The sequence below is a fragment of the Duganella hordei genome, from assembly GCF_040369125.1.
GTDB classification, from domain to species: Bacteria; Pseudomonadota; Gammaproteobacteria; order Burkholderiales; family Burkholderiaceae_D; genus Rugamonas; species Rugamonas hordei.
In genome coordinates, this window is the sequence record NZ_BPWI01000012.1 from 149,883 (window position 1) to 172,773 (window position 22,891).

The window sequence follows — 22,891 nt, forward strand, 5'->3', positions numbered from 1 at the left end:
CTCCGTGTTACCAGTAGGATGTCCAGCTGCGGCTCAGGCGCAGCAGGGCTTCGAGATAGAAGTAGTCGCCCCAGATGCAGCTCTCGTCGATGCCGACGCCGTGCGGCTTGTGGTAGACCGCGTGCCGCAGCAGGCCGCCGCCGGGGACGTCGTCGCCCTGATAGCGCTCGGACAGCTGACGCACCGTGCGCAGCGCGGCGCGCTGGTAGTCGGCGCGCAGCGGATCGAGCAGCGGCAGGTTATTCGACAGCTCCAGCAGGCCGCAGGCGGCGATGGCGGCGGCCGAGCTGTCGCGTTCTTCCGTGCCCGAGGTGAAGATCAGGTCCCAGTAGCAGATGCCGTCCTCCGGCAGCCGGTTCAGGTAGTAGTTGGCCAGTACCTTGGACAGCGCCAGCAGCCGCGTATCGCCGTTGTGGCGGTACACCAGCGGGAAGCCGGAGATGCCCCACGCCTGGCCGCGCGCCCAGCACGAATCGTCGGCATGGCCCTGGTGGGTCTTGCCGTGGCGCGGCGCGCCGCTGGCCGGATCGAAGTAGAAGGTGTGGAAGGTCGAGCCGTCGGCGCGCACGATGTGGCGCGCGGCCGCTTCGATATGGCGGTTGGCGGCGTCGCGGAAGGCCGGGTCGCCGCTGTAGTCGCTGGCCCAGTACAGCAACGGCAGGTTCAGGTTGCAGTCGATGATCATGCGGCCGGCCTGTTCGGGATCGTTCAAGTCGCCCCAGGCCTGGATGATGCCGGCGCGCGGCTGGTAGCGTTCCAGCAGCAGGCGCGCCGCGCCCATCGCCGCCTCGGCCGCGACGGCGCTGCCGGTCAGTTTGTAGGCCGACACGCAGGACAGGCTGTACAGGAATCCGAGGTCGTGGTGGTTGACGTTGTGGCGCTCGGCCTGGCGCCGGTGGAAGCTGAGCACGTGGCGCTCGGCGGCTTCTCGGTAGCGCGGCGCGCCGCTGGCCTCGTAGGCCAGCCACAGCATGCCGGTCCAGAAGCCGTTGGTCCATTCGTCGTTGCCCATCGCCGGATACACGCCGCCGACGCTGGACGGCGCCGGGAACTGGTCGCCGAAGTGGGCAAGGTTGCGGTCGACGGCGGCCAGCGCGCTGGCCAGCGCCTGTTCGACCATGCGCTGGTCGTCGCGCTGCGGCGCGCTGCCGTTCTTCAGTTGTTCCATGACGGCGGGGTTAAGAGAGGGAGGCATTGGATTCCTTTGCAAGCGGGGCAGGTGAGTTCATGCGTTTGATTTCGGGCGGCGTGGCTTCCAGCGCCCAGGCGGACAGCGCGAGGAACACGGCGCCCAGGCCGGCCAGCAGCAGGTAGGTGGACGGGAATCCGAGCAGGTCGTAGCTCTTGCCGACCAGCGGCGACAGGATCGCCAGTCCCAGCGAATGGCCGAAGCTGACGCCGACCATGTACAGCGTGGAGGCCAGCCGGTTGTCGAAGTGATGGGCGATGTAGCGGAACACCGACACCACCAGGATCGGCAGCTCCAGCGAGTGCAGCATCTTGAGCACGGAGATCGACAGCGGACCGACCGCGAAGCTGGAGCCGCCTATGCGCAGCAGCATGATGGTACCGGCCAGCATCAGTCCGCGCTTGGCGCCGATGCGGCGCACCAGCAGCGGCGACAGGAACAGGCCGCCGGCCTCGATGAAGATCTGCGCCGAGTTCAGGTAGCCGAACATGGCGGCGCCCTGTTGCGGTGTCGGGAACAGCGATGCGAAGTAGCTGGGGAACTGCTGGTCGAACACCAGGTATAGATTGGTCACGCCGAGGATGAACACCATGAAGCGCCAGAACTTCGGATCGCCCAGCAATCCCAGCGCGTCGGCCAGCTTGACTTTGCCGGCGGCGGACGTGGCCTCGTCGTCGGCGCCGCCGCCGGTCTTCCACAGCGCCAGCATGGCGATCAGCAGCAGGCCGGCACCGGAGGCGATGAAGAAGTTGATGCCGGGATTGATGTTGTACAGACGGCCGGTCAGCATGGCGGCGCTGGCGAAGCCCAGCGAGCCGCACAGTCTCACGCGGCTGTACTCGAAACCGTGGCGCCGGCCGATGCGGTCGACGTACGATTCGATCGCATAGCTGCCGGCGATGAAGGTGACGCCGAGATAGACGCCGCCGACGGCCGCGCCCAGCAGCAGGTTGGCCTTCAGCAGCGGCGCGTAGACGTAGACGAAGAACAGGCCGCACAGGCTGCACAGCGCGCCGACCGCCCACAGGATGTGCTTGCGCGTGCCGACCTTGTCGGAGATGAAGCCATACACCGGCTGCGAGCACATGGCGGCGATGAAGTTAGCGGAGAACACCACGCCGGCCTCGGCGCCGCTCAGCTGCAGCGTGCTGCGCAGCCACAGCGTCAGCAGCGACACGCTCATCGCCTGCGCGAAGAAGTAGATGAAGACGAAGCTGGCGAGGAAGCGGAAATGGTTTTGCTTGTCGGTCATGGCCGGCTCCCCGCGGTGGCCGCGACGGGCGTGATCCAGATCGCCTGGCCGCCGGACGGCGACAGGCGCGCTTCGATGACGCTGGAGGCGTCGACCAAGCGGCGCTCGATCGTCACGTGGGTCCCTTTGGCCGTTGCGGGCGCGCCGGCGTCGTCCGAGTAAATGCTGGCCTGGTACTGCTTGCCCGGCGTGAGGAAGTCCAGCTTGACCGACAGCGCGCGGGCGTCGTTGTTGGTGATGCTGCCGATGAACCAGTCCTCGCCCTTGCGGCGCGCGGTGGTGATGAACTGGCCGGGCATGCCTTGCACGATCCTGGTCTGGTCCCAGGTGGTCGGAATGCGGTCCCAGAATTCCAGTTCCGGCTCGTTGTGCTCCATCTCCGGCTTGTCGTACCAGTACAGCGTCTGCAGCGGGCTGTAATAGATCGCCGCCAGCGCCAGCTGGTGCGCGTGGGTGGTCTTGATGCGCGGGTCGAAGTAGCAGATCGTGTAGTCGGCGGCACCGGCCAGGTAGCGGGTGAAGGGCAGTATCGTGTTGTCGGTGGCGCTGGGCATTTCCTCGTTGCCGCGCACGCCCTCGGCGGTCATCAGGTTCGGCCAGGTGCGCTGCTCGCCGGTCGGACGCCAGTCGTCGTGGACGTTGACCATGATGTGGGCGTCGGCCGCCTGGCGTATCGCCTGGTTGATCCAGGTGGACCAGCGGTGCGAGCCGACCTGCACGAAACCGAACTTGACGCCCTTGACGCCCCAGTCGCGGTAGGTCTTGAACAGCGTGTCCGATTGCGTCAGCAAGGCTTGCTGGTTCACGTACAGCCAGACGCCGATGCCCTTGCTCTTGCCGTAGGCGATGATGGCCGGCAGGTCGAAGTCCGGTATCGCCACCTTGCCGGCGTCCGAATCGAAGCTGAAGGCGGGGCCGTACCACTTCCAGTCGAACAGGATGTACTGCAGGCCGCGGCGCGCGGCGAAGTCGATGTTGGCCCTGGCGCTGGCGGTGGTCTGTGTCATCACGCGCATGATCTTGCCGGGCTTGATCCAGTCGGGTTGCGCGATGCGCGAGGGCGGATTCAGGTTGAGGATGAAATAACTATGCTCGGCCAGCGCGGCGGCCGATCCGGCGACCATGATGCCACGCCAAGGCGTGGAAAACGGTGAGATCAGGTCGGCCGCGTCGTGCATCGACGTGACCAGCGTATTCGGCCGCTCCTTGCTCAACTTGAACTTGGTGCGCGAGTAGTCGACCATCTGTGCTTCCAGCAGGCTGACATGGATGCCGCCCAGCAGTTCCAGCGTCAGCGGACGCTCGGATTCGTCGGGCCAGTCGACCAGCTCCATCTGCTTGTAAGGCGCCTGCGCCCAGCCGTGGTACCAGGCCTTGGCGCCCACCGGCAGCGCGAACTCGGTGTTGTCGGCCGTGATGCGGTAGTAGCTGCCTTTCGGGTGCTCGGGGAAGCTGAAGCGGAAGGCCACCCCTTCGTCGCAGGCGCGCACTTCCAGCTGCAGCTTGTAGTCCGGGTTGTCGTCCTTGACCATGGCGATGGTCAGCAGGTTGTAGCGGTCCGGGATCGCGGCTTGCTCGCCGTAGCCCGGCGTCCAGCTGCTGTCGTGGGTCGTGACGCTGCTGCCGGTGATGGCCAGGTTGTCGAACCATCTGGCGCGACGGTCCACCTTCAGCGCCATCGCGCTTTCGGACAGGTGGTTGTCCAGCCGCAGCTCGAGCAGCGAATCCAGGATCACCGGCTTGTGCTTGTAGTTGACACGGTAGTACAGCCGCCGCTCGCCGCCGGCCAGCACCTTTTGATAGAAGATGTACTGCAGGTTGTTGTCGGGCGAGGAGACGCTGGCAAGGTGGTGCTGCTGCGTTGACTGGGCATGCGCTGCCGGCGGCATCAGCGCCGTCAGCAGCAGTCCCAGCAAACTGGCAAGGATTTTCATTGTTGTCTCGATTATTATGATTGTACTGCCTGGTGATTGTAGACCGACACGGCCGGCAGCAGCAGCTGCAGCTGTTCCAGCGTAGGCGGTGCGGCGCCCGGCGCCAGGCAGGCCGCCGCGCCGCCGGCAACCGCATAGCGCAGGTGCTGCGCCATGCCGACCTCCGGCTGCCGCATCAAACTGTAGAGCAGGGCGGCGATGCTGGCGTCGCCGGCGCCGACGGTGTCCGCCACCCGCACTTCCGGCGCAGGCGCGCTCCAGGTATGCCCGCCGTGCAGCAGGCGGGCGCCGGCGGCGCCCAATGTGTAAAGGTAAAGCGCCCCCGGATTGAGGGCGCGCAGCGCGGCCAGCGCCGGTTCCGGATCCTGGCAGCGGAACAGGCCGCACAAGTCCTCGTCCGACACCTTGATCACGTCGGCCAGCGCCGTCATCTGCCGCAGCACCGGATCGTAGCGTTCGTCCATCAGCGCCCGGTAGTTCGGGTCGTAGCTGATCGCCACGCCCTGTTCTTTGAGCCGCACGGCCAGCGCCAGCAGCGTGTCGCGCAGCGGCGGCCGCGCCAGGCTGATGCCGCCGAAATGCACCCACGACGCCGCGCCGTGCCAGCCTGCGGGCAGCCGGTCCGGATCAAAGTACAGGTCGGCGCTGTCGTCACCGACAAAGAAGTACCGCGGCGGATTGCGCTCGTACACGATGGCCAGCAGCGGCGAATGGCCCAGCCGTTGCAGGAAACGCGAATCGAGTCCCGCTTCAGCGGTGGCCCGCAGCAGCGCGTCGCCAAACACGTCGTCGCTGACCGCGCCGGCAAAGGCGCTCGGCACGCCAAGGCGGGCCATCACGCGGGCCACGTTCCAGGTCGAGCCGCCGACCTGGCTGGTCCAGTTGTCGGCGCCGTCGCGCAGCATGTCGGTCAGCGCCTCGCCGGCCGACACGAAGACGGGCAGGCCGCTCATGCCTCGCTCCCCAGCACGTGCAGCACTTCGTAGCACGCGCCCATGGTGTGGTAGTCGACCTTGCCGGCCGGGCTTTTCTCGTCGCCGAGTTTTTCGTTGGCGGGGCCCAGTATGCGATACCAGGCGCCATGCCGGTGGTCGACGAAATGGCGCCAGCTATAGGCCCACAGCTGGTCGTACCAGACCCAGTAGCCTTCGTCGCCGGTGCGCTGCGCCAGCACGGCGGCCGCCGCCAGGCTTTCGGCCTGCACCCAGAAGTATTTGTCGGCGTCGCAGATCTCGTCGTCGGGCCCGAAGCCGTAGTGGATGCCGCCGTGTTCCGCATCCCAGGCCTTGGCGACGGCGAGGTTGAACAGATCGGCGGCGCGCGGCGCCAGCCATGCCGTCTCGCCGTCGAGCGCCACCGGATGGCGCTCCAGCTGCAGCAACAGCTTGGCCCATTCGGTCAGGTGGCCCGGCTGGTAGCCCCACGGACGGAAGATGTTGCTCTTGTCGTGGCGGTTGTAGTCCCAGTCCACCGACCAGTCGGGATGATAGTGTTCCCAGATCATGCCGCCGGCCAGCGCCGCCTGGCGCCCGGTGATGTTGTGGGCCAGCAGGGCGGCGCGTTGCAGGTAGTGGGTTTCGCCGCTGGCCTCGAAGGCCGCGATCAGCGCCTCGCAGGCGTGCATGTTGGCGTTCTGGCCGCGATAGGGATCCAGCACGCTCCAGTCGGCGCTGGCCTGGTCGGCATACAGGCCGTGCTCCGGCTGCCAGAAGCGGCGTTCCATTAGCTCGAAGGTTTCCGTCATGTAGGCGCGCGCCTCGCCGACGCCGGCCGCCAGCGCCTGCGCATAGGCCAGCAGCACGAAGGCCAGGCCGTAGCAGTGGTTGTCGGCGTCGATGACCTGCTTCCTGCCGTCCTTCCAGGACAGCTGCCAGGCATAGCCTCCGGTGCGCGGATTGCGGTGCGCCTGGCGCAGGAAGGCCAGGCCGTGATGCAGCGCCTCCAGGTAGGCCGGGTCGCCGAACTGGCGCCAGGCCTTGGCGTAGTTGAAGATGAAGCGCGTGCTGCTGACCAGGTGGCGCGTGTGGCTGTCGTAGACCGTGCCGTCGTCGCGGAAGAAGTGGAAGAAGCCGCCGCTGGGATCGATGCAGCGCGGATGGTAGAAGCGCATGGTGTGGGCGATGTGCGACAGCAGCATCTCGCGCGAGCGAAAATCTGGAAGCATGGTCAATCTCCTTGGCGGGCGTTCGGCCACGCCGCGATGCGGTAGCGCGTGTGCCACGGTTGGTCGGGATGCAGCGCCAGGCCGAGGCGGTCGGCCAGCGGATGGCCGGCCGGCGCCTGCGCCACGCGGCCCAGGTCGAACAGGCTGTTGAGCGGTTCGGCGCCGATCGCCAGGTGGCGGCTCATCCACGGATAGTTGATGCGGCCGCCGTTGCTAATCCATAGCATCAGGTCCGGCAGCTGTTCCGTGTCCCACCACATGCCGACGCTGGCGTCGTAGTCGAGGTAGTGCAGGGCGAACGGCGGCTGGCCGCCGGTTCCGCTCAGGTCGCGCACCTGAACCAGTTCCTCGGTGGGCATGGCCAGGGGCAGCATTGTCAGGTCGAGCGGTCCGTCGACGCCGGCCAGGGCCGACAGCGTGGCCGATCGGGTGTCCGGCAGCAGCCGCGAGACGGCGCCGGGCGGGCAGGCCGGATAGCTGTGGATGCCGGCATGGGGGCCCAGCGCCACCTGCACCCGGCCCGGGGCCGGCGGAATGCGGAAGGTCGGATGCAGGCCGACCGGCACGCGCGCCGCGCGGCGCGCCCAGATGCTGAGGGAGATGTCGAGCGCGGGCGCGTCCGGATCGGCGGCGATCACGCGTTCGATGCGGGCGATGGCGCTGTCGGCCGGGTACTCGATCGCCAGGTGTACGCGCAGCGCGCTGGCTTCGATGCAGGTCCAGCGCTGGTTGGCGGCGTAGCCGTGCATCCAGGCGTCGTCGCTGGCGCGCGTGTGCCAGCCGGGCGGCAGGATGGCCGGGATGTCGGCGCGGCCGAAGGGCACGCACGGCCATTCGCCGCGCAGGCGGCGCAGCACGCCGGGCAGGCCGGCGGCGCCGGTGGTGCCGGCCCATGGCGCCACGTGCATCAGGTCCAGTTCGCGCTCGTCGTCCAGGCGCAGGCTCACCGGCCCCAGCATGCCGCCCAGTGGCTGCACTTCGGCGCTGCCGTGGTCCCAGTTCAAACGCCAGCCGCGGCCGCCGTTGCCCGGTGCGGCAGTGTCGGCGCCGGGGACGGCATGCATCGTCGGATGCTTCATCGGGCCAGCCATCCGCCGTCCACCGGCATGACCGCGCCGTGGACATAGTCGCTGGCGCGGCTGGCGAGGAACACGGCGACGCCGGCCAGGTCGTCGGGACGGCCCCAGCGGCCGGCCGGAATGCGGGCCAGGATCGCCGCCGAACGGTCGGCGTCCTCGCGCAGCGCCGTGGTGTTGCTGGTCTCGAAGTAGCCGGGCGCGATGGCGTTGACGTTGATGCCCAGCGCCGCCCATTCATTGGCCAGCGCGCGCGTCATGCCGGCCAGCGCGCTTTTGCTGGCGGTGTAGGCCGGCACCCGTATGCCGCCCTGGAACGACAGCAGCGAGGCGACGTTGATGATCTTGCCGCCGCAGCGTCCGGCCATGTGCCGGGCCAGCGCCTGCGACAGGAAGAACACCGAGCGCAGGTTGGTGTTGACGACGGCGTCCCAGTCTTCCTCCGTGACGTCGAGGCTGTCGGCGCGGCGGATGGTGCCGGCGTTGTTGACCAGGATGTCGACGCCGCCGTTGAAGGCGATGGAGGCGTCGGCCACCCTTTGCAGCGGTTCGGTCGAGCCGAAGTCGGCCTGCACGAACAGGAAGCGCCGGCCCAGCGCCCGCACCTGATGGCCGGTGTCGTCCGCCGCGCTGCGGCCGGCGGCGACGATGTCCGCGCCGGCTTCGGCCAGGGCCACGGCGATCGCCTGCCCCAGCCCCGTATTGGCGCCGGTGACCAGCGCGGTCTTGCCGTTCAGATTAAATAGATCGGACATGGCGGCTCCTATTTCAGCTGGCAGATATCGAGCACGTTCATGTCGGTGTAGTCGAGGTTTTCGCCGCCCATGGCCCAGATGAAGGTGTAGTTGGCGGTGCCCGATCCCATGTGGATGGACCACGGCGGCGACATGACCGCTTCTTCATTGGCGACGATGATGTGGCGCGCCGAATCCGGCTCGCCCATGAAATGGAACACCCGCTCGGTCTCGCTCAGCTTGAAGTAGAAATACACCTCGGAGCGGCGTTCGTGCAGGTGCGGCGGCATGGTATTCCAGACGCTGCCCGTTTGCAGCACCGTCAGTCCCAGCAGCAGCTGGGCGGACTGGCAGACACCCGGGATCACGTATTGGTAGATGGTGCGCGCGTTCGAGGTTTCGGCGCTGCCGCGTTGCAGCGGCACCGCCTGCGCATGGGTGATTTTCTTCAGCTCGAAGCGCGCGTGCGCCGGCGTCGAGACCAGGTAGAAGCGCGCCGGGCGGCCGCCGTCCACCGATTCGAACGTGACGTCGGCGCAGCCCATGGGGATGTACATGCCGTCCAGCGGCGCCAGCTCGAAGCGCTCGCCATCGACGGTGACGACGCCGTCGCCGTCGGCGACGTTGATGATGCCCAGTTCCCGCCGCGCGAGGAAGGGCTGGCCGGCCGCCGAGGCAGGTTCCGTATGGCGCGGCAACATGATAGCCTGCGTCACAGGCGCTGCGCCGCCGACCACGAAGCGCTCATGGTGGCAGTAATTGAGTTTGACCTGGTCGGCGGAAAACAGCTGGCTGATCAGATAACGATCGCGCAATTGGTCGTTGCTGACGCCGGACATCATATCGGGGTGGGTGGCGTGAAAGATTTTATCGTACATGGATGGTCTCCTGATGGTGTCTGTCCGGCGCCGATGTCGATGCCGGACTATCTTTTCATCAAATATTACAGTAAGCTGTTATCGATAACAAGAAAAACTATCAAGGAGACAGCATTGAGATCGACGACGTGTAGTTTGATTCTGGCCCTGTTGCCCATGCTTGCCGGCGCGCAGACGGGGGGGGCCGCCACGCGCGCGCCCTGGGTGGCCGACCTGGGCGACGGCCGCTATCAGAACCCGGTGCTGCACGCCGACTATGCGGATCCGGACGCCATCCGCGTCGGCGATATGTATTACATGGTGTCGTCGAGCTTCAACAACGCGCCGGGACTGCCGCTGCTGCAGTCGTCGGACCTGGTCAACTGGGAACTGGTCGGCCATGCGCTGCCGGCCTTGCCGCCGGCATCCGTGTTCGCCGTGCCGCAGCCGGGCAAGGGCGTGTGGGCGCCGGCGCTGCGCCACCATGCGGGGAAATTCTGGATTTTCTATCCCGACCCCGACTTCGGCGTGTACGTGATGACGGCGGACCGGTTCGCCGGACCGTGGAGCGAGCTGCACCTGCTGCTGGCGGGTAAAGGCATCATCGACCCGGCGCCGCTGTGGGACGACGACGGCAAGGCATGGCTGGTCCATGGCTGGGCCAAGAGCCGCTCCGGCATCAACAACATCCTGACGCTGCGCAGCATGAGCCCCGATGCCGCGGCGCTGCTCGACGCGCGCGGCAAGGACATCATCAACGGCGACCTGCTGCCTGGCTACCACACCATCGAAGGGCCCAAGCTGTACAAGGCCAACGGCTATTACTACGTGTTCGCGCCGGCCGGCGGCGTCGAGCAGGGCTGGCAGTCGGTGTTCCGTTCGCGCCGCATCGAGGGGCCGTATGAGGACAGGATCGTGATGGCGCGCGGCACCTCGCCCATCAACGGGCCGCACCAGGGCGCCTGGGTGGATGGCGTGGACGGCAAGGACTGGTTCCTGCACTTCCAGGACAAGGGCGCCTACGGCCGCGTGGTGCACCTGCAGCCGATGCGCTGGCGCGACGGCTGGCCGGTGATCGGCGCCGAGGCCGGCCAGTCCGGCGTCGGCGAGCCGGTGGAGAATTACGACAAGCCAGCCGGCAAGGACCGCGGCGTGCTGGTGCCGCCGACCGGCGACGAGTTCGCGTCGCCGCGTCTCGGCCTGCAATGGCAATGGAACGCCAATCAGGCGAAGGGCTGGTACGCGCTCGATGCGCGGCGCGGCCACCTGCGGCTGTACGCGCAGCCGGCCGCCGGCAGCTTGCGCATGGCGCCGTCGGTGCTGACGCAGAAATTCCCGGCGCCCGCCTTCACCGTGGAGACGAAGCTGGAGCCGCACGGCGCGCAGCTGCAACGCGCCGGCCTGGTGGTGCTGGGTGTGCAGTATGCCTGGCTTGGCCTGCGCCAGAGCGGCGGCGTCACGCAACTGGCGCTGTCGCGCTGCGAGGCGCCGGCGCTGGCCTGCGTGGAGCAGGTCGAGCCGTTGCCGGTGACGGTCAAGGGCCCGGTCTACCTGCGCGCGCGGGTGGAGGAGGGCGCGCTGGTGCAGTTTTCATACAGCCTGGATGGCGTGGCCTACACGCCGGCGGGCAAGCCCTTCCAGGCGGTTGCAGGCCGCTGGGTGGGCGCGCAGATCGGTTTGATGAGCCTTGCCGCCGAGGGCGTGCAAGACCGCCAGTCGTTTATCGATGTCGACTACTTCCGTGTCGGCCAATAAAACACAATAAGGAGACAATGCATGAATATTCGAATCGCCAGCGCCGTTGCCGCGCTGTTCCTGGGTGCCGGTCCGGCGGCCGCCGCAGCCTCGCAGTTGCAGGTGTTTCCGTTCGTGGAAGCGGTACGCTACTCGCATCACAACGACGACTATACGGTGCGGGTGCGCACGCCGGGCGGCGTCTGGCAGGATCTGTACGAGTACAAGGTCAAGGTCGACCTGGACAATCCCAGCGATGCCTCGATGGTCTATTTTAATTTCGACGGCCCGGTCGAGGTGGCGGTGCAGAAGAACAACGGCCGCTTCAGCGAAGTGAAGATACGGCCATCCGGCAAGGGCATCAAGCCTGTGGTGCGCGGCCGCACCGCGTACTTCACGCTGACGCGCCCGGAGAACCTGAGCATTGAGTTCGACGACGACCACCTGCACAATCTGCACCTGTTCACGCATGCGATCCGCAAGGACATGCCGGCCGCGCCGCCGCGCGCGGCCAACGCGCCGATCGGCAACGGCACGCCGCCGGACTTCACGCAGCCGGTGGTGTACTTCGGCCCCGGCGTGCATGACGGCGAGTTCAATGTGCGCTCCAATTCCACCGTCTACATCGACGGCTCGGCGCTGCTGAAACGGCCGCTGATCGTCAACGGCGTGGAAAACGTCAAGATCTTCAGCGACGGCCTGTTCGACAGTGTCGATATGCTGACCATCAAGAATTCACGCCATGTGCTGATCGACGGACCGATCTTCTTCAACCAGCCGCACGGCACCATGCGCTGCATCACCTCGCAGGATATCGAGGAGCGCAGCATCCGCACCATCGGCGGAGGCAAGTGGTCGGACGGCCTGGGTCACTTCGCCTGCGAGCGGGTGACCGTGGCCGACAGCTTTATCCGCACCTCCGACGACAGCGTGACGCTGTACAACCACCGCTGGGATATCTGGGGCAATACGCGCGACATCGTGGTCAAGGACAGCACCTTGTGGGCCGACGTGGCGCACGCGGTCATGATCGGCATACATGGCAACACGCCGACGCCGGCCCATCCGGAGCCGGAAGCGCTGGAGCGCATCCGCTTCAGCAACATCGACATCCTCGACCACGACGAGGACGATCCGGAATACGAGGGCGCGATCGGCATCATGGCCGGCGACGACAACCTGGTGCGGGACGTGACGTTCGAGGATATCCGCGTCGACCGCATCGAGGAGGGCAAGCTGTTCAACCTGCACATCGCCTACACGCCCAAGTACAACACCAGTCCCGGTCGCGGCATCGAGAACATCCTGCTGAAGAATATCAGCTTCACGGGAGAGGGCGCGCCCAGCGCCTCGGTCATGTACGGCTACGATGCGCAGCACAAGGTCAGGAACATCGTCATCGACAATGTCACCGTGGGCGGGCGCAAGCTGACGGCGCCCGAAATCAACGTGCTCGATATCGGCCAGTTTGTCGAAGGCGTCAGTTTCAAGTAGTTTTTATGTTGTGGCTTCCAAGCTACAATTTACCGACGAGATATCGATAACAGAGAAAACCGTGGACATCTGAAAAGGATGTGATACCATCAATCCTGTTATCGATAACTTGCTTAGGCGAATTATCCGATACGCAACAAGAAAAGGGGCGGCACTGCTCCATCACGCGCACAAAGCGCGGATCGCACAACAACGGAGACATAAAATGAAGATGAAGATCAAACACACGCTGCCGGTTTCCGCGCTGGCGTTGACCGTGGCGCAGGGCTTGTTCGTGGCGCCGTGCGCGCTGGCCCAAGCCCGGGCGCAGGGAGCGGATGCGCAGGACGTGACCGTGGTGGTGACCGGCATACGTGCCAGCGCCCGCAACGCGCTGGCGATCAAGAAGGACTCGATTGAAATCGTCGATTCCATCACCGCCGAAGACATCGGCAAGCTGCCCGATCCCAACGTTGCCGAGACCCTGACCCGGATCCCCGGCGTGCAGGGCTACCGTTATGGCGGCGAGGGCGCCTCGCCGGTCGGCGTCGGTTCCGGCCTGACCATCCGCGGCCTGTCCGGCCAGACGGCGTCGCAGGTCAATGGCCGCGCCTACTTTACCGCCGGCGGCCGCGAATACAATATCGAAGGCGCGATCCCGGCCATGATTGCCGGCGTCGACGTGTACAAGAATCCGACGGCCGAGCATATCGAAGGCGGCATCGGCGGCCTGGTGAATATCCGCACCCGCAATCCGAGCGACTTCAAGGGACCGACCGTGTCGCTGGGCGTGTCCGGCCGCTACAACGACCTGGCCAAGGAAAAGGATCCGGAGCTGTTCGGTCTGGTCGCCAACAAATGGACGCTGGAAGGTGGCGGCAAGCTGGGCGTGATGGCCGCCGCCGTCTACCAGAGCAGCACCGGCCGCTCCGACAACAACCCGGCCAACGGCGGCGCCAACTTCAAGCGCGCGGTGCGCGCCGACAGCGCCGAGTACAAGACGCTGGCCGCTGCCAACACCGCCAACAGCCCGAATCAGCCGCTGTCGAGCTATGTCGGCCGTTCCGACGTCAGCTATCTGGCCGGCGTGCCGACGCTGCCGACTTCGGCCACCGTCGGCGCCAACACGCCGAACCTGACGGGTCTGTCGGCCGAGCAGATCGGCAACATCATGACGGCGCCCGCCATCACCAACAACGCGTTCCAGGAAACCATCATGCGCGTGCGCCGCGGCCTGAACCTGGCCGCCGACTACCGCCATGACAACACGCTGCGCTTCTTCACCGAGTTCAATTACACCTACTACCTGTACCACCAGAACTACCGCGGCCTGAACTCGGTCGACGGCGCCAACGTGCAGAACCTGACCACCACGCCGTTCGCCTTCACCGAAGGCCTGGCCAACCGTAACATCAACGGCGGCAGCAACGATGTGCTGGCCAACCAGCGCCTGCTGGGCGGCACCTTCCTCAACTCCACCGTCAACACCGTCGGCGGCGACGAGCATACGCCTTACACCACCTGGATCGCCGCCGGCGGCGCCGACTGGAACCCGACCCCCGAGCTGGCGATCAAGGCCGAATTCAACTACATCAAGTCGAAGAAGACCCAGGACAACCGCTCGGTCAACATGGACTCGAAGGCCGGCCTGTACTGGAACACCACGCGCCTGGCCGACGGCACGCCGCACCAGCTGAACTTCACGGGCCCGAACCTGGGCGATGCCTCGAACTTCGTGTTCCGCGACTACGCCAACGGCACCAACCAGATCACGGACGACAAGGGCAGCGCCAGCGCCATCAGCGGCAAATACACGGTGGGCGAGGGCTTGCTGCGCACCGTGAAATTCGGCACCCGCTACGCGAACCAGGAAAGCCGGTTCAACAGCTACAACTTCTCCGGCAAGCCGCTGACGGTGGACGGCCTGCCGCTGAACGCGGCCCGCAGCAACGGCATTTCGGCCGATACGCTGGGCGTGACGCAGCAGTCGCCGACCAACTTCATGGACGGCGACGCCGGCTACTCGGGCGGCTACGTGGTGTACACGCCGGGAGCGCTGCTGGGCAACCAGGTCGCCAACCTGTTCCCGAAGGCGGGCATCCCGCAGGATAACGCCTACGTCGAAAACATCGGCGCGCGCCGCTTCCTGCGCGAGAACACGCTGGCAGGCTACGTGATGGGCGAATTCTCGGCGCTGGACGACCGTATCACCGGTAACGTCGGTGTGCGCGTGGTGCGCACCGACAGCAAGGCGGTGGCCATGAACAGCCTGACGGCCGGCGTGTTCACGCCGACTTCCACCAAGACGAGCTACACCAACACCTTGCCGTCGTTGAACCTGACCGGCTTTATCACGCAGGACTTCCTGGCCCGCTTCGGCTACGCCAAGGGTCTGACGCGCGCGCCGCTGGACCAGTTGAACCCGACCCTGTCGGTCAACACCGTGACCGGCACCGGCAACGCCGGCAACCCGGCACTGCGTCCGCAAACCGCCAACAGCTTCGACCTGTCGCTGGAACGCTACTTCAGCAAGACCAACTACGTGTCGGCGGCGGTCTTCGACAAGGAGATCGATGGCTTCTTCAACGGCATCGTCGAATGCCAGACCGTGGCCGGCGTGCCTGCCTACAGCGGCAGCCAGAACAACAGCTGCAGCAACGGCCAGTACCAGATCACCAAGTCGGTGAACTCGGAGAAGGGCAATGCGCGCGGGATGGAACTGGCGGGCCAGTACTTCTTCGACAGCTTTGCCGCGCCGCTGAAGAACTTCGGCGTGGCAGGTTCGTACACTTATGTTAAGACGTCGAACCCGGTCAACTTCGGCACCGCCGCCGCGCCGCGCATCGTCGATTCGATCCAGCCGTTCCAGTCCAAGAACAGCTACAGCGTCTCCGGCATGTACGAGGACACCAAGTGGTCGGCACGCCTGGTCTACACCTGGCGTTCGGATTCCATCCTGTTCGGCGCGTCGGCCAATCCTATCGATGCGCGCGGCATTTCCGCCACCGGCATCCTGGATGGCTCGGTCAACTACAACATCGACGAAAACTTCACCTTGTCGTTCAACGCCTCCAACATCCTCGACAAGGCGCTCAACCGCTTCGTCGGCGAGCCTGGCGCCTACCAGACCGGGATCGAGCGCCAGCACTATGCCAACGGCCGCACCTTCAGCCTGGCGCTGCGCTACAAGTTCGGCAAGTAATGTAATCGGTTGACAGCGGTACCGCATGGCGAGCTTCGGCTCGCCATGCGCGTTTGGCGGGCGGCTCGCCCCCGGCGATAGACATTTTCGACCCTTTGGCGTCTAATGAATTTTGGGACAGCTTAAGTTATGTGAGGAAATGAAACTATTCCAAGTGTGTGCGATGACGGCAGGGTTGTTGCTTTCCTGGTCCGCCATGAGCGAACCGCTCCGGATTCAAACGATCCAGGGGCCACCATGGGGATTTGTCGGCAGCGACGGCAAGCCCACCGGCATGATGTATGAAATCGGAAATCGCATTGCGGAGGAGGCTGGGTTCTCTTACACAAACGCGCTGGTTCCCTACGCCCGCACCGCCCTCGAAATCGAAACCGGCGGCGCCGACTGTATCTTGCGGTTCAGCAATGAGCATATGGCGCGGGTCGCCGTACCGGTGGCCAGCGTTGCCACCATGCCCGTCATTTTGGTCGGCCCCAGCGGAACGCGTTACAACAACCTGGCCGAGTTGCGCGGCAAGACCGTCGGCGTGGTGCGTACCAGCAATTATGTGGAACAATTCGACAGCGACAGGTCGATCCAGAAGTACCCGGTCAACGATTACGTGACGATGGCGAAAATGCTGGCCATGCGGCGCCTGGACGCGGGCGTCGGCTCCAGCGTGGGCTTGTTTTACGGCGCCTATATGGCCGGCGTCAAACCGGAGGAACTTGGCGTTCCCCTGGTCCTGGGCAGCAACGATTTCATCTTGTTCCTTTCCAAGAAAAGCGCGAAGCCGGAAACGATCAGGGCGCTGAAGGGATCGGTGAGGAAACTCACTGCCAGCGGCGAGATCAAGAAAATCATGGGCAAGTACACCAGCTTCGATGTTGAATTGCCACAGAAATAGACCGCAAGGCGAAAAACATCGCGCGCTCCACCCGGCTTGGCGCCGCTATGTTCCTGGCCGGCTCCCGACGCGCGACTGTGCCCATTTGACCGACTCGAACCAGGCGACGCTCAACGCGGCAAGCATGGCGCTGGCGAGCAGCAGCGGCAGGCCGGGCAGTGAAAACGCAAACAGTTCGCGTATGGTGTCCAGATAGAGCACCAACAGCAACAGCGACACGGCTGCAAGGCTGATCCAGGCGAACGCCCGGTTCGACGCATGCCGCCGCCATGACGGCAGGGACCAGCTGCGATTGACGTGGATCAGTCCCAGGTTGGACAGGATGAGGGCGAGGAAGGTGGTGGTGCGCGCGATGTCGTCGGACTTGCTGACGTCCCGGGCCAGCAGGTAAAGGCCCACCAGCATCAGCAGCAGGCCGCCCCCCTGCAGCAAGCCGCGCACCAGGATCTCGCGGTCGAACAAATGCATGTCCGGCCTGCGGGGCTTGCTCACCATGGCGTCCGCTTCCATCGGCTCCGCCTCGAACACGATGGAGCAGGCCGGGTCTATCACCAGTTGCAGAAACAGTATGTGCACCGGCATCAGCAGCATTGGCCAGCCCAGCGCCACCGGCAGGATAGACAGCCCGACGATGGGCACGTGCACCGCGACGATGAAGACGATGGCCTTGCGCAGATTGGCGAACAAGCGGCGGCCGTGCTGGACCGCCAACAGCAGCGACGAGAAGTCGTCCCTGAGCAGGACCAGCGCCGCCGCCTCGCGGGCGACGTCGGTGCCGCGCGCGCCCATGGCCACGCCGATGCTGGCCGCCTTGAGCGCCGGCGCATCGTTGACGCCGTCGCCGGTCATGGCGACGATGTCGCCCCGGCGGCGAAAGGCCTGCACCAGGCGCAGCTTCTGTTCCGGGGCGATGCGGCAAAAGACGTCGGTATCCTTGAGCCGCGCTTGCAGCGCCGTGTCGTCCATCTGCGCCAGCTCGGCGCCGGAGAGCACCCCGCCCGCTGCGCCGGTGATACCCGCCTGCTGCGCGATGGCCAAGGCCGTGGCCGGATGGTCGCCGGTGATCATCACCACGCGCATCCCCGCGGCGTGACATTGCGCCACCGCCCGAGGAACTTCCGGCCGCACCGGGTCTTGCAATGCGACCAGGCCGAGGAACACAAAGTCAAACACATGCTGATTGTCCGGCAGGCCGGCCGCCGGGAAGGTGGCGCTGGCGACGCCGATCACGCGCAAGCCGTGGTCCGCCATCGCCGCCACTTGCGCCGAGATGTCCGCCGCCCGCGCGGGATCGAGGTGGCACAGGTCGATGATGGCTTCCGGCGCACCCTTGGCCGCGATCAGGTATTCGGTGCGGTCCGGCGATTGCCACACCCGCGACATGGCCAGCATCTGCCGCGACAGCGGATAGTCGTCAATCAGAGCCCAGTCGGAATGCAGGTGTTCCGTGTTGGCCAGCAGGCGCGTGCCGGCCTGGCCGATGGCGGCCTCCATCGGGTCGAACGCTTGCCGGTGGCTGGCGAGGACGGCATATTCGAGCAGGCCATGCAGCGCCTCCTGCAGCACAGCGGCGACCGGGGTGCGGCAATCGTAGCTGGATTGTTCCGACCAAAGCCGCACCACCTCCATGCGATTGGCGGTGAGCGTGCCGGTCTTGTCGACGCACAGCACCGTCGTCGCCCCCAGCAATTCAATGGCGGGTATGCTGCGCGCCAGGATCTGTTCGCGTCCGAGCCGCCATGCGCCCAGCCCCAGGAACAGCGTCAGGATCACCGGCAATTCCTCGGGCAGGATCGCCATGGCCAGTGTCAACCCCGCCAGCAGCCCCTGCAGCCAATCCCCGCGCAGCCACCAATGGGCGAACGCCAGGCCGGCCGCGAGGCACAAGCCGCCGATGGCGACGGCCTTGACCACGGCGCGCGTTTCCAGCTGAATCGGCGTCAGCTCTCCGCCCAGCGCGGCAAGCGATGCGCCTATGCGCCCCAGCGCGCTGTGCGCTCCGGTGGCGATCACCAATCCGCTTGCCGTTCCTTGCGTGATCAGGGTGCCGGAATAGACGCGGCTTTCCACATCGCCGCCTGCGCCGGACGCGCCGTGCCTGGTCACCGGCACCGACTCGCCCGTGAGCATCGACTCGTCCACCGTCAGATTCGACGCGTTGAGCAGGTCGATATCGGCGGGAACGCGGTCGCCCTCCGCCAGCAGCACCAGGTCTCCCACCACCAGTTCCCTGCCGGCGATGCGCTCCTGCCTGCCGTCCCGCATGACCAAGGCGCGAGGACAGGACAGGTCGCGCAAGGCGTTCAGCGAACGCTCGGTGCGCCGTTGCTGGAAGAATGTGATGCAGATGACGATGCACACAAAACCCAGCAGCATCAGCGCTTCGTTGCGGTCGCCCAGCGCCAGGTAGATGACGCCGCAGGCCACCAGCAGCAGAAACATCGGCTCCGAGACCACGTCCAGCAGCAGGCGCCCAGCGCTCAGCGGGCGTGAGGTGGGCAACTCGTTCGGGCCGTTTTTACGCAGCCTCTCCGCGGCCTCCGAAGCGCTCAGGCCTTCATTTTGCAGTCGTGCCGACATGGAATCCATCCTATTTTCTGTGCAAGCGTAGCACATCGCATGCGGGAAATTGCCGGTGCCATCCGATGGCGCTCAGAATTCCTTAATGTCGCGCGGCGACCATGTCATTGCGCCGGCGAGGTTTCCGCCTCAAGCCTGGCCTCGACACTGTTTGACCAACGCAGAGGAGCATTCGATGAAAGATATTCAAGCCGCGCCCGGGGAGGGCGAAAACCACAGCCAAGTCCAAGGCACGATCCAGGTGTGGGACTTGCCCGTCCGCCTGGTGCACTGGCTGATGGTGTTCTGCTTTGCCGGGGCTTATCTGACGGCGGAAATGGACGCATGGCGCCTGGTCCACGTGACCTTGGGCTACACGATGGCGGCATTGGTCTGCTTCCGCCTGGGGTGGGGATTTTTCGGCACGTATCATGCGCGGTTTTCCAGCTTTGTGCGGGGACCGCGGGCGACCCTGGCCTATCTCCGCTCCCTGCCAAGCGGACGGCCGCAGCATTTTACCGGACACAACCCCGCCGGCGCCGTCGCCATCCTGCTGATGCTGGCGATCGCCCTGGCGCTGACCGCCTCCGGTTGGCTGCTGTATGCCGAAAAGGCCGGCGCATGGATGGAGGAGGTGCACGAGCTGATCGCGAACCTGATGCTGGCAGTGATCGCCCTGCACGTTGCCGGCGTCCTGGTAGCGAGCCGGCTGCATCGCGAGAATCTGGTGAAGGCGATGTTCACCGGACGCAAGCGCGGCGTGCAAGCCGGGCCGGCGCAAGGGCCGGGACTGCGCGGCGGCATCGCATTCCTGCTGCTACTGCTGGTGTTGGGATTCTGGTGGTGGCAAGGCAGCGGCGCGGATATCCCCGGCGACGGCAAGGTGGCGGCTTCGCGCGAGCGCAGCCATGCCGGAGCCGAGGATGACTGAGGTGTTTCGTGGGATAATCCTGAGATGCATATACTACTCGCGGAAGACGATAGATTGCTCGGTGACGGCCTGCAGGCGGGCTTGCGCCAGCTCGGTTTCCAGGTTGACTGGGTGCTGGACGGTGCGGCTGCCGCGCGCGAGTTGCGGACGCAACCCCCTTATGCCGCAGCCGTGCTCGATCTGGGGCTGCCGCTGAAGGACGGCCTGGCCGTGCTGGCCGAAGTGCGGCAGGCCGGCGTCATGGTGCCGGTGCTGATACTGACCGCACGCGATACGGTGCCTGACCGTATCCGTGGCCTGGATATCGGCGCCGACGACTATGTGGTGAAACCGGTGGACTTGTATGAACTGGCGGCGCGCCTGCGCGCCCTGATCCGGCGCTCCCATGGCCAGGTCCAGCAGTACCTGCGGGCCCGCGACATCGAGCTCGACGCCGCCGCCAGGATCGTGCGGCGCGCCGGCGCGGTGGTGTCGCTGTCGGCGCGCGAGTTTGATCTGCTGCAGGCGCTGATGCTCAATGCGGACCGGGTGCTGTCACGCGAACAGCTGGAACAATATCTTTACAGTTGGGGGCAGGAGGTGGAGAGCAATGCGATTGAGGTGCACATCCATAACCTGAGGCGCAAGCTGGGGGCCGATCTGATACAGACGGTGCGCGGCGTCGGTTACATGCTGTTGCGGGCGGCGGCCTAGCATGACGGGCCGCCCGGCGTCATTGCAAGGCCGCTTGATCCGATCGGTGTTGGCGGTGGTCACCCTGATATGGCTGCTTGCCGCCGGCCTGACCTGGTTCGATGCCCGGCATGAACTGGACGAACTGCTCGACGCCCACCTGGCGCAGTCGGCGGCGTTGCTGCTGACGCAAAGGCTGGGCGATTTCGACAGTGATGAGATCGCGCCCGGCACGCCGGGCGCCCGGCATGTCGCCTCCGCCACCGTCATGTTCCAGGTCTATCAGGCCGGCCGGCTGATACTGAAGTCCGACGATGCGCCGGACCAGCCCCTGATGGCGCGCGGCGCGGCGCGGCCCGGCTATGGCGTGGTGACGCATGGGGGGAAGCCCTGGCGCGCCTACGCGGCGCCGGACAGCGCGCGGCGGCTCGATGTCTTTGTCGCCGAGCGCCTGGCATCGCGGCAGGAGATTTTGTGGGCGGTGCTGCGCAGCAGCCTGTGGCCGCTGCTGCCGGCCTTGCCGCTGCTGGCCGTCGCCACGTGGTGGACGGTGCGCCGTGGGACGGCGCCGATACGCGCGTTGAGCCGGGCGGTGCTGTCGCGGCAGCCGCAGGCGCTCGAGCCTATCGCGGTGCCGGGCCTGACGGTGGAACTGAGGCCGCTGCTGTCATCGATGAACCAGCTGTTCGAACGCATCGTGGAATTGCGCGATGCGGAGCGGCGCTTCACCGCGGACGCGGCGCATGAATTGCGCACGCCGATCGCTGCCATTCGCATGCAGGCGCAAGTGGCCGCGGCAGAGACCCAGCCGGAAGCGCGCCGGCACGCATTGGCGGCCACGCTCGACGGTTGCGATCGCGCGACCAGGCTTGTTGAGCAGCTGCTGACGCTGTCGCGGCTGGAAACCACCGGCGTGGTCGAGCGGAGGCCCGTCGAATTGCGGCAACTGGTGCGGCAGGTGCTGGCGGAGGTGGCGCCCAAGGCCGCGGGCAAGCAGCAGGAACTGAGCCTGGATGCGGAAAAGGAATGCCCGGTGCTGGGCGACGACATGCTGCTGATGGTCTTGGTACGCAACCTGATCGACAACGCCGTGCGCTACAGTCCGGCCGGCGCCCGCATCGCCGTGCGGCTGGTATGCCAGAATGAGCGCTTCAACCTCAGTATCGAGGATAGCGGCCCCGGGATCAGTCCGGCCCACCTGGCCAGGCTGGGTGAGCGCTTCTTCCGGGTGACGGGCAGCGGGGAGAGCGGGAGCGGGCTGGGATGGTCGATCGCGCGGCGGATCGCCTCCACACATGGCTTCGAGCTAGGCGCGGGGAGCTCGGTGTCGCTTGGCGGCATGGCGGCCAGCGTGGCCGGACCACTGGCCGTGTACGCACAATAGGAAATGGCGGACAAAATGTCGATACTAAAAAACCGTAGCGCCGTACCCTTGCTGTGCGGCTGGGCCCTGGCTGTGTTGCTGCCCATGGCGAGCAGCGGCGCCGAAGTCAGGATGGCCTTCGGTGAAAAAATTCCGCCGTTCTGCTTTCCCGAGACCGACTCGGGCATCGAGATCGAGATCATCCGCGAAGCGCTGGCCTTTCGCGGCCACGTCCTCAAGCCGGCGTATTATCCATTTGCCCGCATCCCGATCGCGTTCAAGGCAGGCAGCGTCGACGCGGCCATGACGGACCTGGGCGAGAACATGGACAAGGCGGGCGGATACTATGGCGAGCCGGCGGTTTTTTATGACAACGTGTTCATCACTTTGAAGGAGCGCAACGTGACGATCAAGACGCCGGCGGATTTGCGCGGGTTGACCGTCATCGCGTTTCCCGGCGCCGCCAGGCGCTATCCCTTATGGCTGGACGACGTGAAAAAATCCGGGCGATATTTTGAGCAAAACAACCAGTCGCTCCAGGTCATGACGCTCAATGCCGGGCACTACGATGTCGCCCTCAGCGATCGAAGCATATTCAGGTATTTTTCATCGGCGCTGCAGAAGACCAAGGATTTCCGTCCCAAGCCGGTGGTCATGCACAGCTTTGTGAAAATGAATCCCCAGGACTACCGCCCGGTATTCCGGGATCCCGTGGTCCGCGACGACTTCAACGCCGGACTGCGGCAGTTAAAGGCGGCCGGGCGGGTCAATGCGATCTATAAAAAATACCTGGGAGAGCAGCAGGACTAGCGTGCGGACGCCCTCGCCAAGGGCTTTTCGCCGGCTGTTGTAATCTGTTTGTAAT

At 65.8% G+C, this 22,891-nt stretch carries 17 protein-coding genes; 8 read left to right on the forward strand and 9 right to left on the reverse strand.

Going from position 1 to position 22,891, the window contains the following annotated elements; all coding sequences use genetic code 11:
- Nucleotides 1-7: 7 nt before the first annotated feature.
- From ABWW33_RS24125 to kduI, 8 genes are read right to left on the reverse strand one after another with little or no spacing between them, the layout of a single operon-like run.
- Entirely contained in the window at nt 8-1,195 is a 1,188-nt protein-coding gene (locus ABWW33_RS24125; protein ID WP_176654395.1) for a glycoside hydrolase family 88 protein, read from the reverse strand.
- Complete coding sequence (locus ABWW33_RS24130) at nt 1,179-2,441, reverse strand: oligosaccharide MFS transporter (protein WP_353404053.1); 1,263 nt, start codon at nt 2,439-2,441, stop codon at nt 1,179-1,181. Before ABWW33_RS24130 ends, ABWW33_RS24125 begins: the two co-directional genes overlap by 17 nt.
- The gene (locus ABWW33_RS24135; RefSeq protein WP_353404054.1) at nt 2,438-4,375 is read right to left on the reverse strand and encodes a glycoside hydrolase family 97 protein; all 1,938 of its coding nucleotides are present in this window, start codon (nt 4,373-4,375) and stop codon (nt 2,438-2,440) included. Before ABWW33_RS24135 ends, ABWW33_RS24130 begins: the two co-directional genes overlap by 4 nt.
- A 14-nt stretch (nt 4,376-4,389) precedes the next feature.
- Nucleotides 4,390-5,328 carry a carbohydrate kinase family protein gene (locus tag ABWW33_RS24140; RefSeq protein WP_353404055.1) on the reverse strand — a complete coding sequence of 313 codons (939 nt, stop codon included), beginning with the start codon at nt 5,326-5,328 and terminating at the stop codon, nt 4,390-4,392.
- The gene (locus tag ABWW33_RS24145; protein WP_353404056.1) at nt 5,325-6,539 is read right to left on the reverse strand and encodes an AGE family epimerase/isomerase; all 1,215 of its coding nucleotides are present in this window, start codon (nt 6,537-6,539) and stop codon (nt 5,325-5,327) included. The genes ABWW33_RS24140 and ABWW33_RS24145 overlap by 4 nt, the downstream gene beginning before the upstream one ends.
- Before the next feature lie 2 nt (nt 6,540-6,541).
- Complete coding sequence (locus ABWW33_RS24150) at nt 6,542-7,618, reverse strand: aldose epimerase family protein (protein WP_353404057.1); 1,077 nt, start codon at nt 7,616-7,618, stop codon at nt 6,542-6,544.
- The gene (gene kduD / locus ABWW33_RS24155) at nt 7,615-8,370 is read right to left on the reverse strand and encodes a 2-dehydro-3-deoxy-D-gluconate 5-dehydrogenase KduD (protein ID WP_353404058.1); all 756 of its coding nucleotides are present in this window, start codon (nt 8,368-8,370) and stop codon (nt 7,615-7,617) included. The genes ABWW33_RS24150 and kduD overlap by 4 nt, the downstream gene beginning before the upstream one ends.
- Nucleotides 8,371-8,378: 8 nt before the next feature.
- Entirely contained in the window at nt 8,379-9,227 is an 849-nt protein-coding gene (kduI, locus tag ABWW33_RS24160) for a 5-dehydro-4-deoxy-D-glucuronate isomerase (protein WP_353404059.1), read from the reverse strand.
- A 114-nt stretch (nt 9,228-9,341) separates the two neighbouring features.
- Here kduI and ABWW33_RS24165 point away from each other — a divergent pair, with 114 nt between their 5' ends.
- The 4 genes from ABWW33_RS24165 (at nt 9,342) to ABWW33_RS24180 (ending at nt 16,501) form a co-directional block, all read left to right on the forward strand.
- Nucleotides 9,342-10,961, forward strand: coding sequence for a glycoside hydrolase family 43 protein (locus tag ABWW33_RS24165; RefSeq protein WP_353404060.1), 1,620 nt, complete (start codon nt 9,342-9,344; stop codon nt 10,959-10,961).
- Nucleotides 10,962-10,982: 21 nt separating this feature from the next.
- A complete protein-coding gene (locus tag ABWW33_RS24170) occupies nt 10,983-12,434 on the forward strand; it encodes a glycoside hydrolase family protein (protein ID WP_353404061.1) in 1,452 nt (483 codons plus the stop codon).
- Between the two features lie 205 nt (nt 12,435-12,639).
- Nucleotides 12,640-15,615 (forward strand): TonB-dependent receptor, encoded by a 2,976-nt coding sequence (locus ABWW33_RS24175; RefSeq protein WP_353404063.1) that lies wholly within the window; start codon nt 12,640-12,642, stop codon nt 15,613-15,615.
- A gap of 139 nt (nt 15,616-15,754) precedes the next feature.
- Nucleotides 15,755-16,501: a substrate-binding periplasmic protein gene (locus ABWW33_RS24180; protein WP_176654403.1), complete on the forward strand. Its 747-nt coding sequence runs from the start codon at nt 15,755-15,757 to the stop codon at nt 16,499-16,501.
- Between the two features lie 45 nt (nt 16,502-16,546).
- Here ABWW33_RS24180 and ABWW33_RS24185 read toward each other — a convergent pair whose 3' ends face one another.
- Nucleotides 16,547-19,081: a cation-translocating P-type ATPase gene (locus ABWW33_RS24185; protein ID WP_444551012.1), complete on the reverse strand. Its 2,535-nt coding sequence runs from the start codon at nt 19,079-19,081 to the stop codon at nt 16,547-16,549.
- A 175-nt stretch (nt 19,082-19,256) separates the two neighbouring features.
- Here ABWW33_RS24185 and ABWW33_RS24190 point away from each other — a divergent pair, with 175 nt between their 5' ends.
- From ABWW33_RS24190 to ABWW33_RS24205, 4 genes are read left to right on the forward strand one after another with little or no spacing between them, the layout of a single operon-like run.
- Nucleotides 19,257-19,991, forward strand: a complete 735-nt coding sequence (locus ABWW33_RS24190; protein ID WP_353404065.1) for a cytochrome b/b6 domain-containing protein — start codon at nt 19,257-19,259, stop codon at nt 19,989-19,991.
- 24 nt (nt 19,992-20,015) lie between these two features.
- The gene (locus tag ABWW33_RS24195) at nt 20,016-20,684 is read left to right on the forward strand and encodes a winged helix-turn-helix domain-containing protein (protein WP_176654406.1); all 669 of its coding nucleotides are present in this window, start codon (nt 20,016-20,018) and stop codon (nt 20,682-20,684) included.
- A gap of 1 nt (nt 20,685) precedes the next feature.
- On the forward strand, nt 20,686-22,047 hold the full coding sequence (locus ABWW33_RS24200; RefSeq protein WP_353404066.1) for an ATP-binding protein: 1,362 nt from the start codon (nt 20,686-20,688) through the stop codon (nt 22,045-22,047).
- A gap of 15 nt (nt 22,048-22,062) precedes the next feature.
- On the forward strand, nt 22,063-22,836 hold the full coding sequence (locus tag ABWW33_RS24205) for a substrate-binding periplasmic protein (protein WP_353404067.1): 774 nt from the start codon (nt 22,063-22,065) through the stop codon (nt 22,834-22,836).
- Nucleotides 22,837-22,891: the final 55 nt, after the last annotated feature.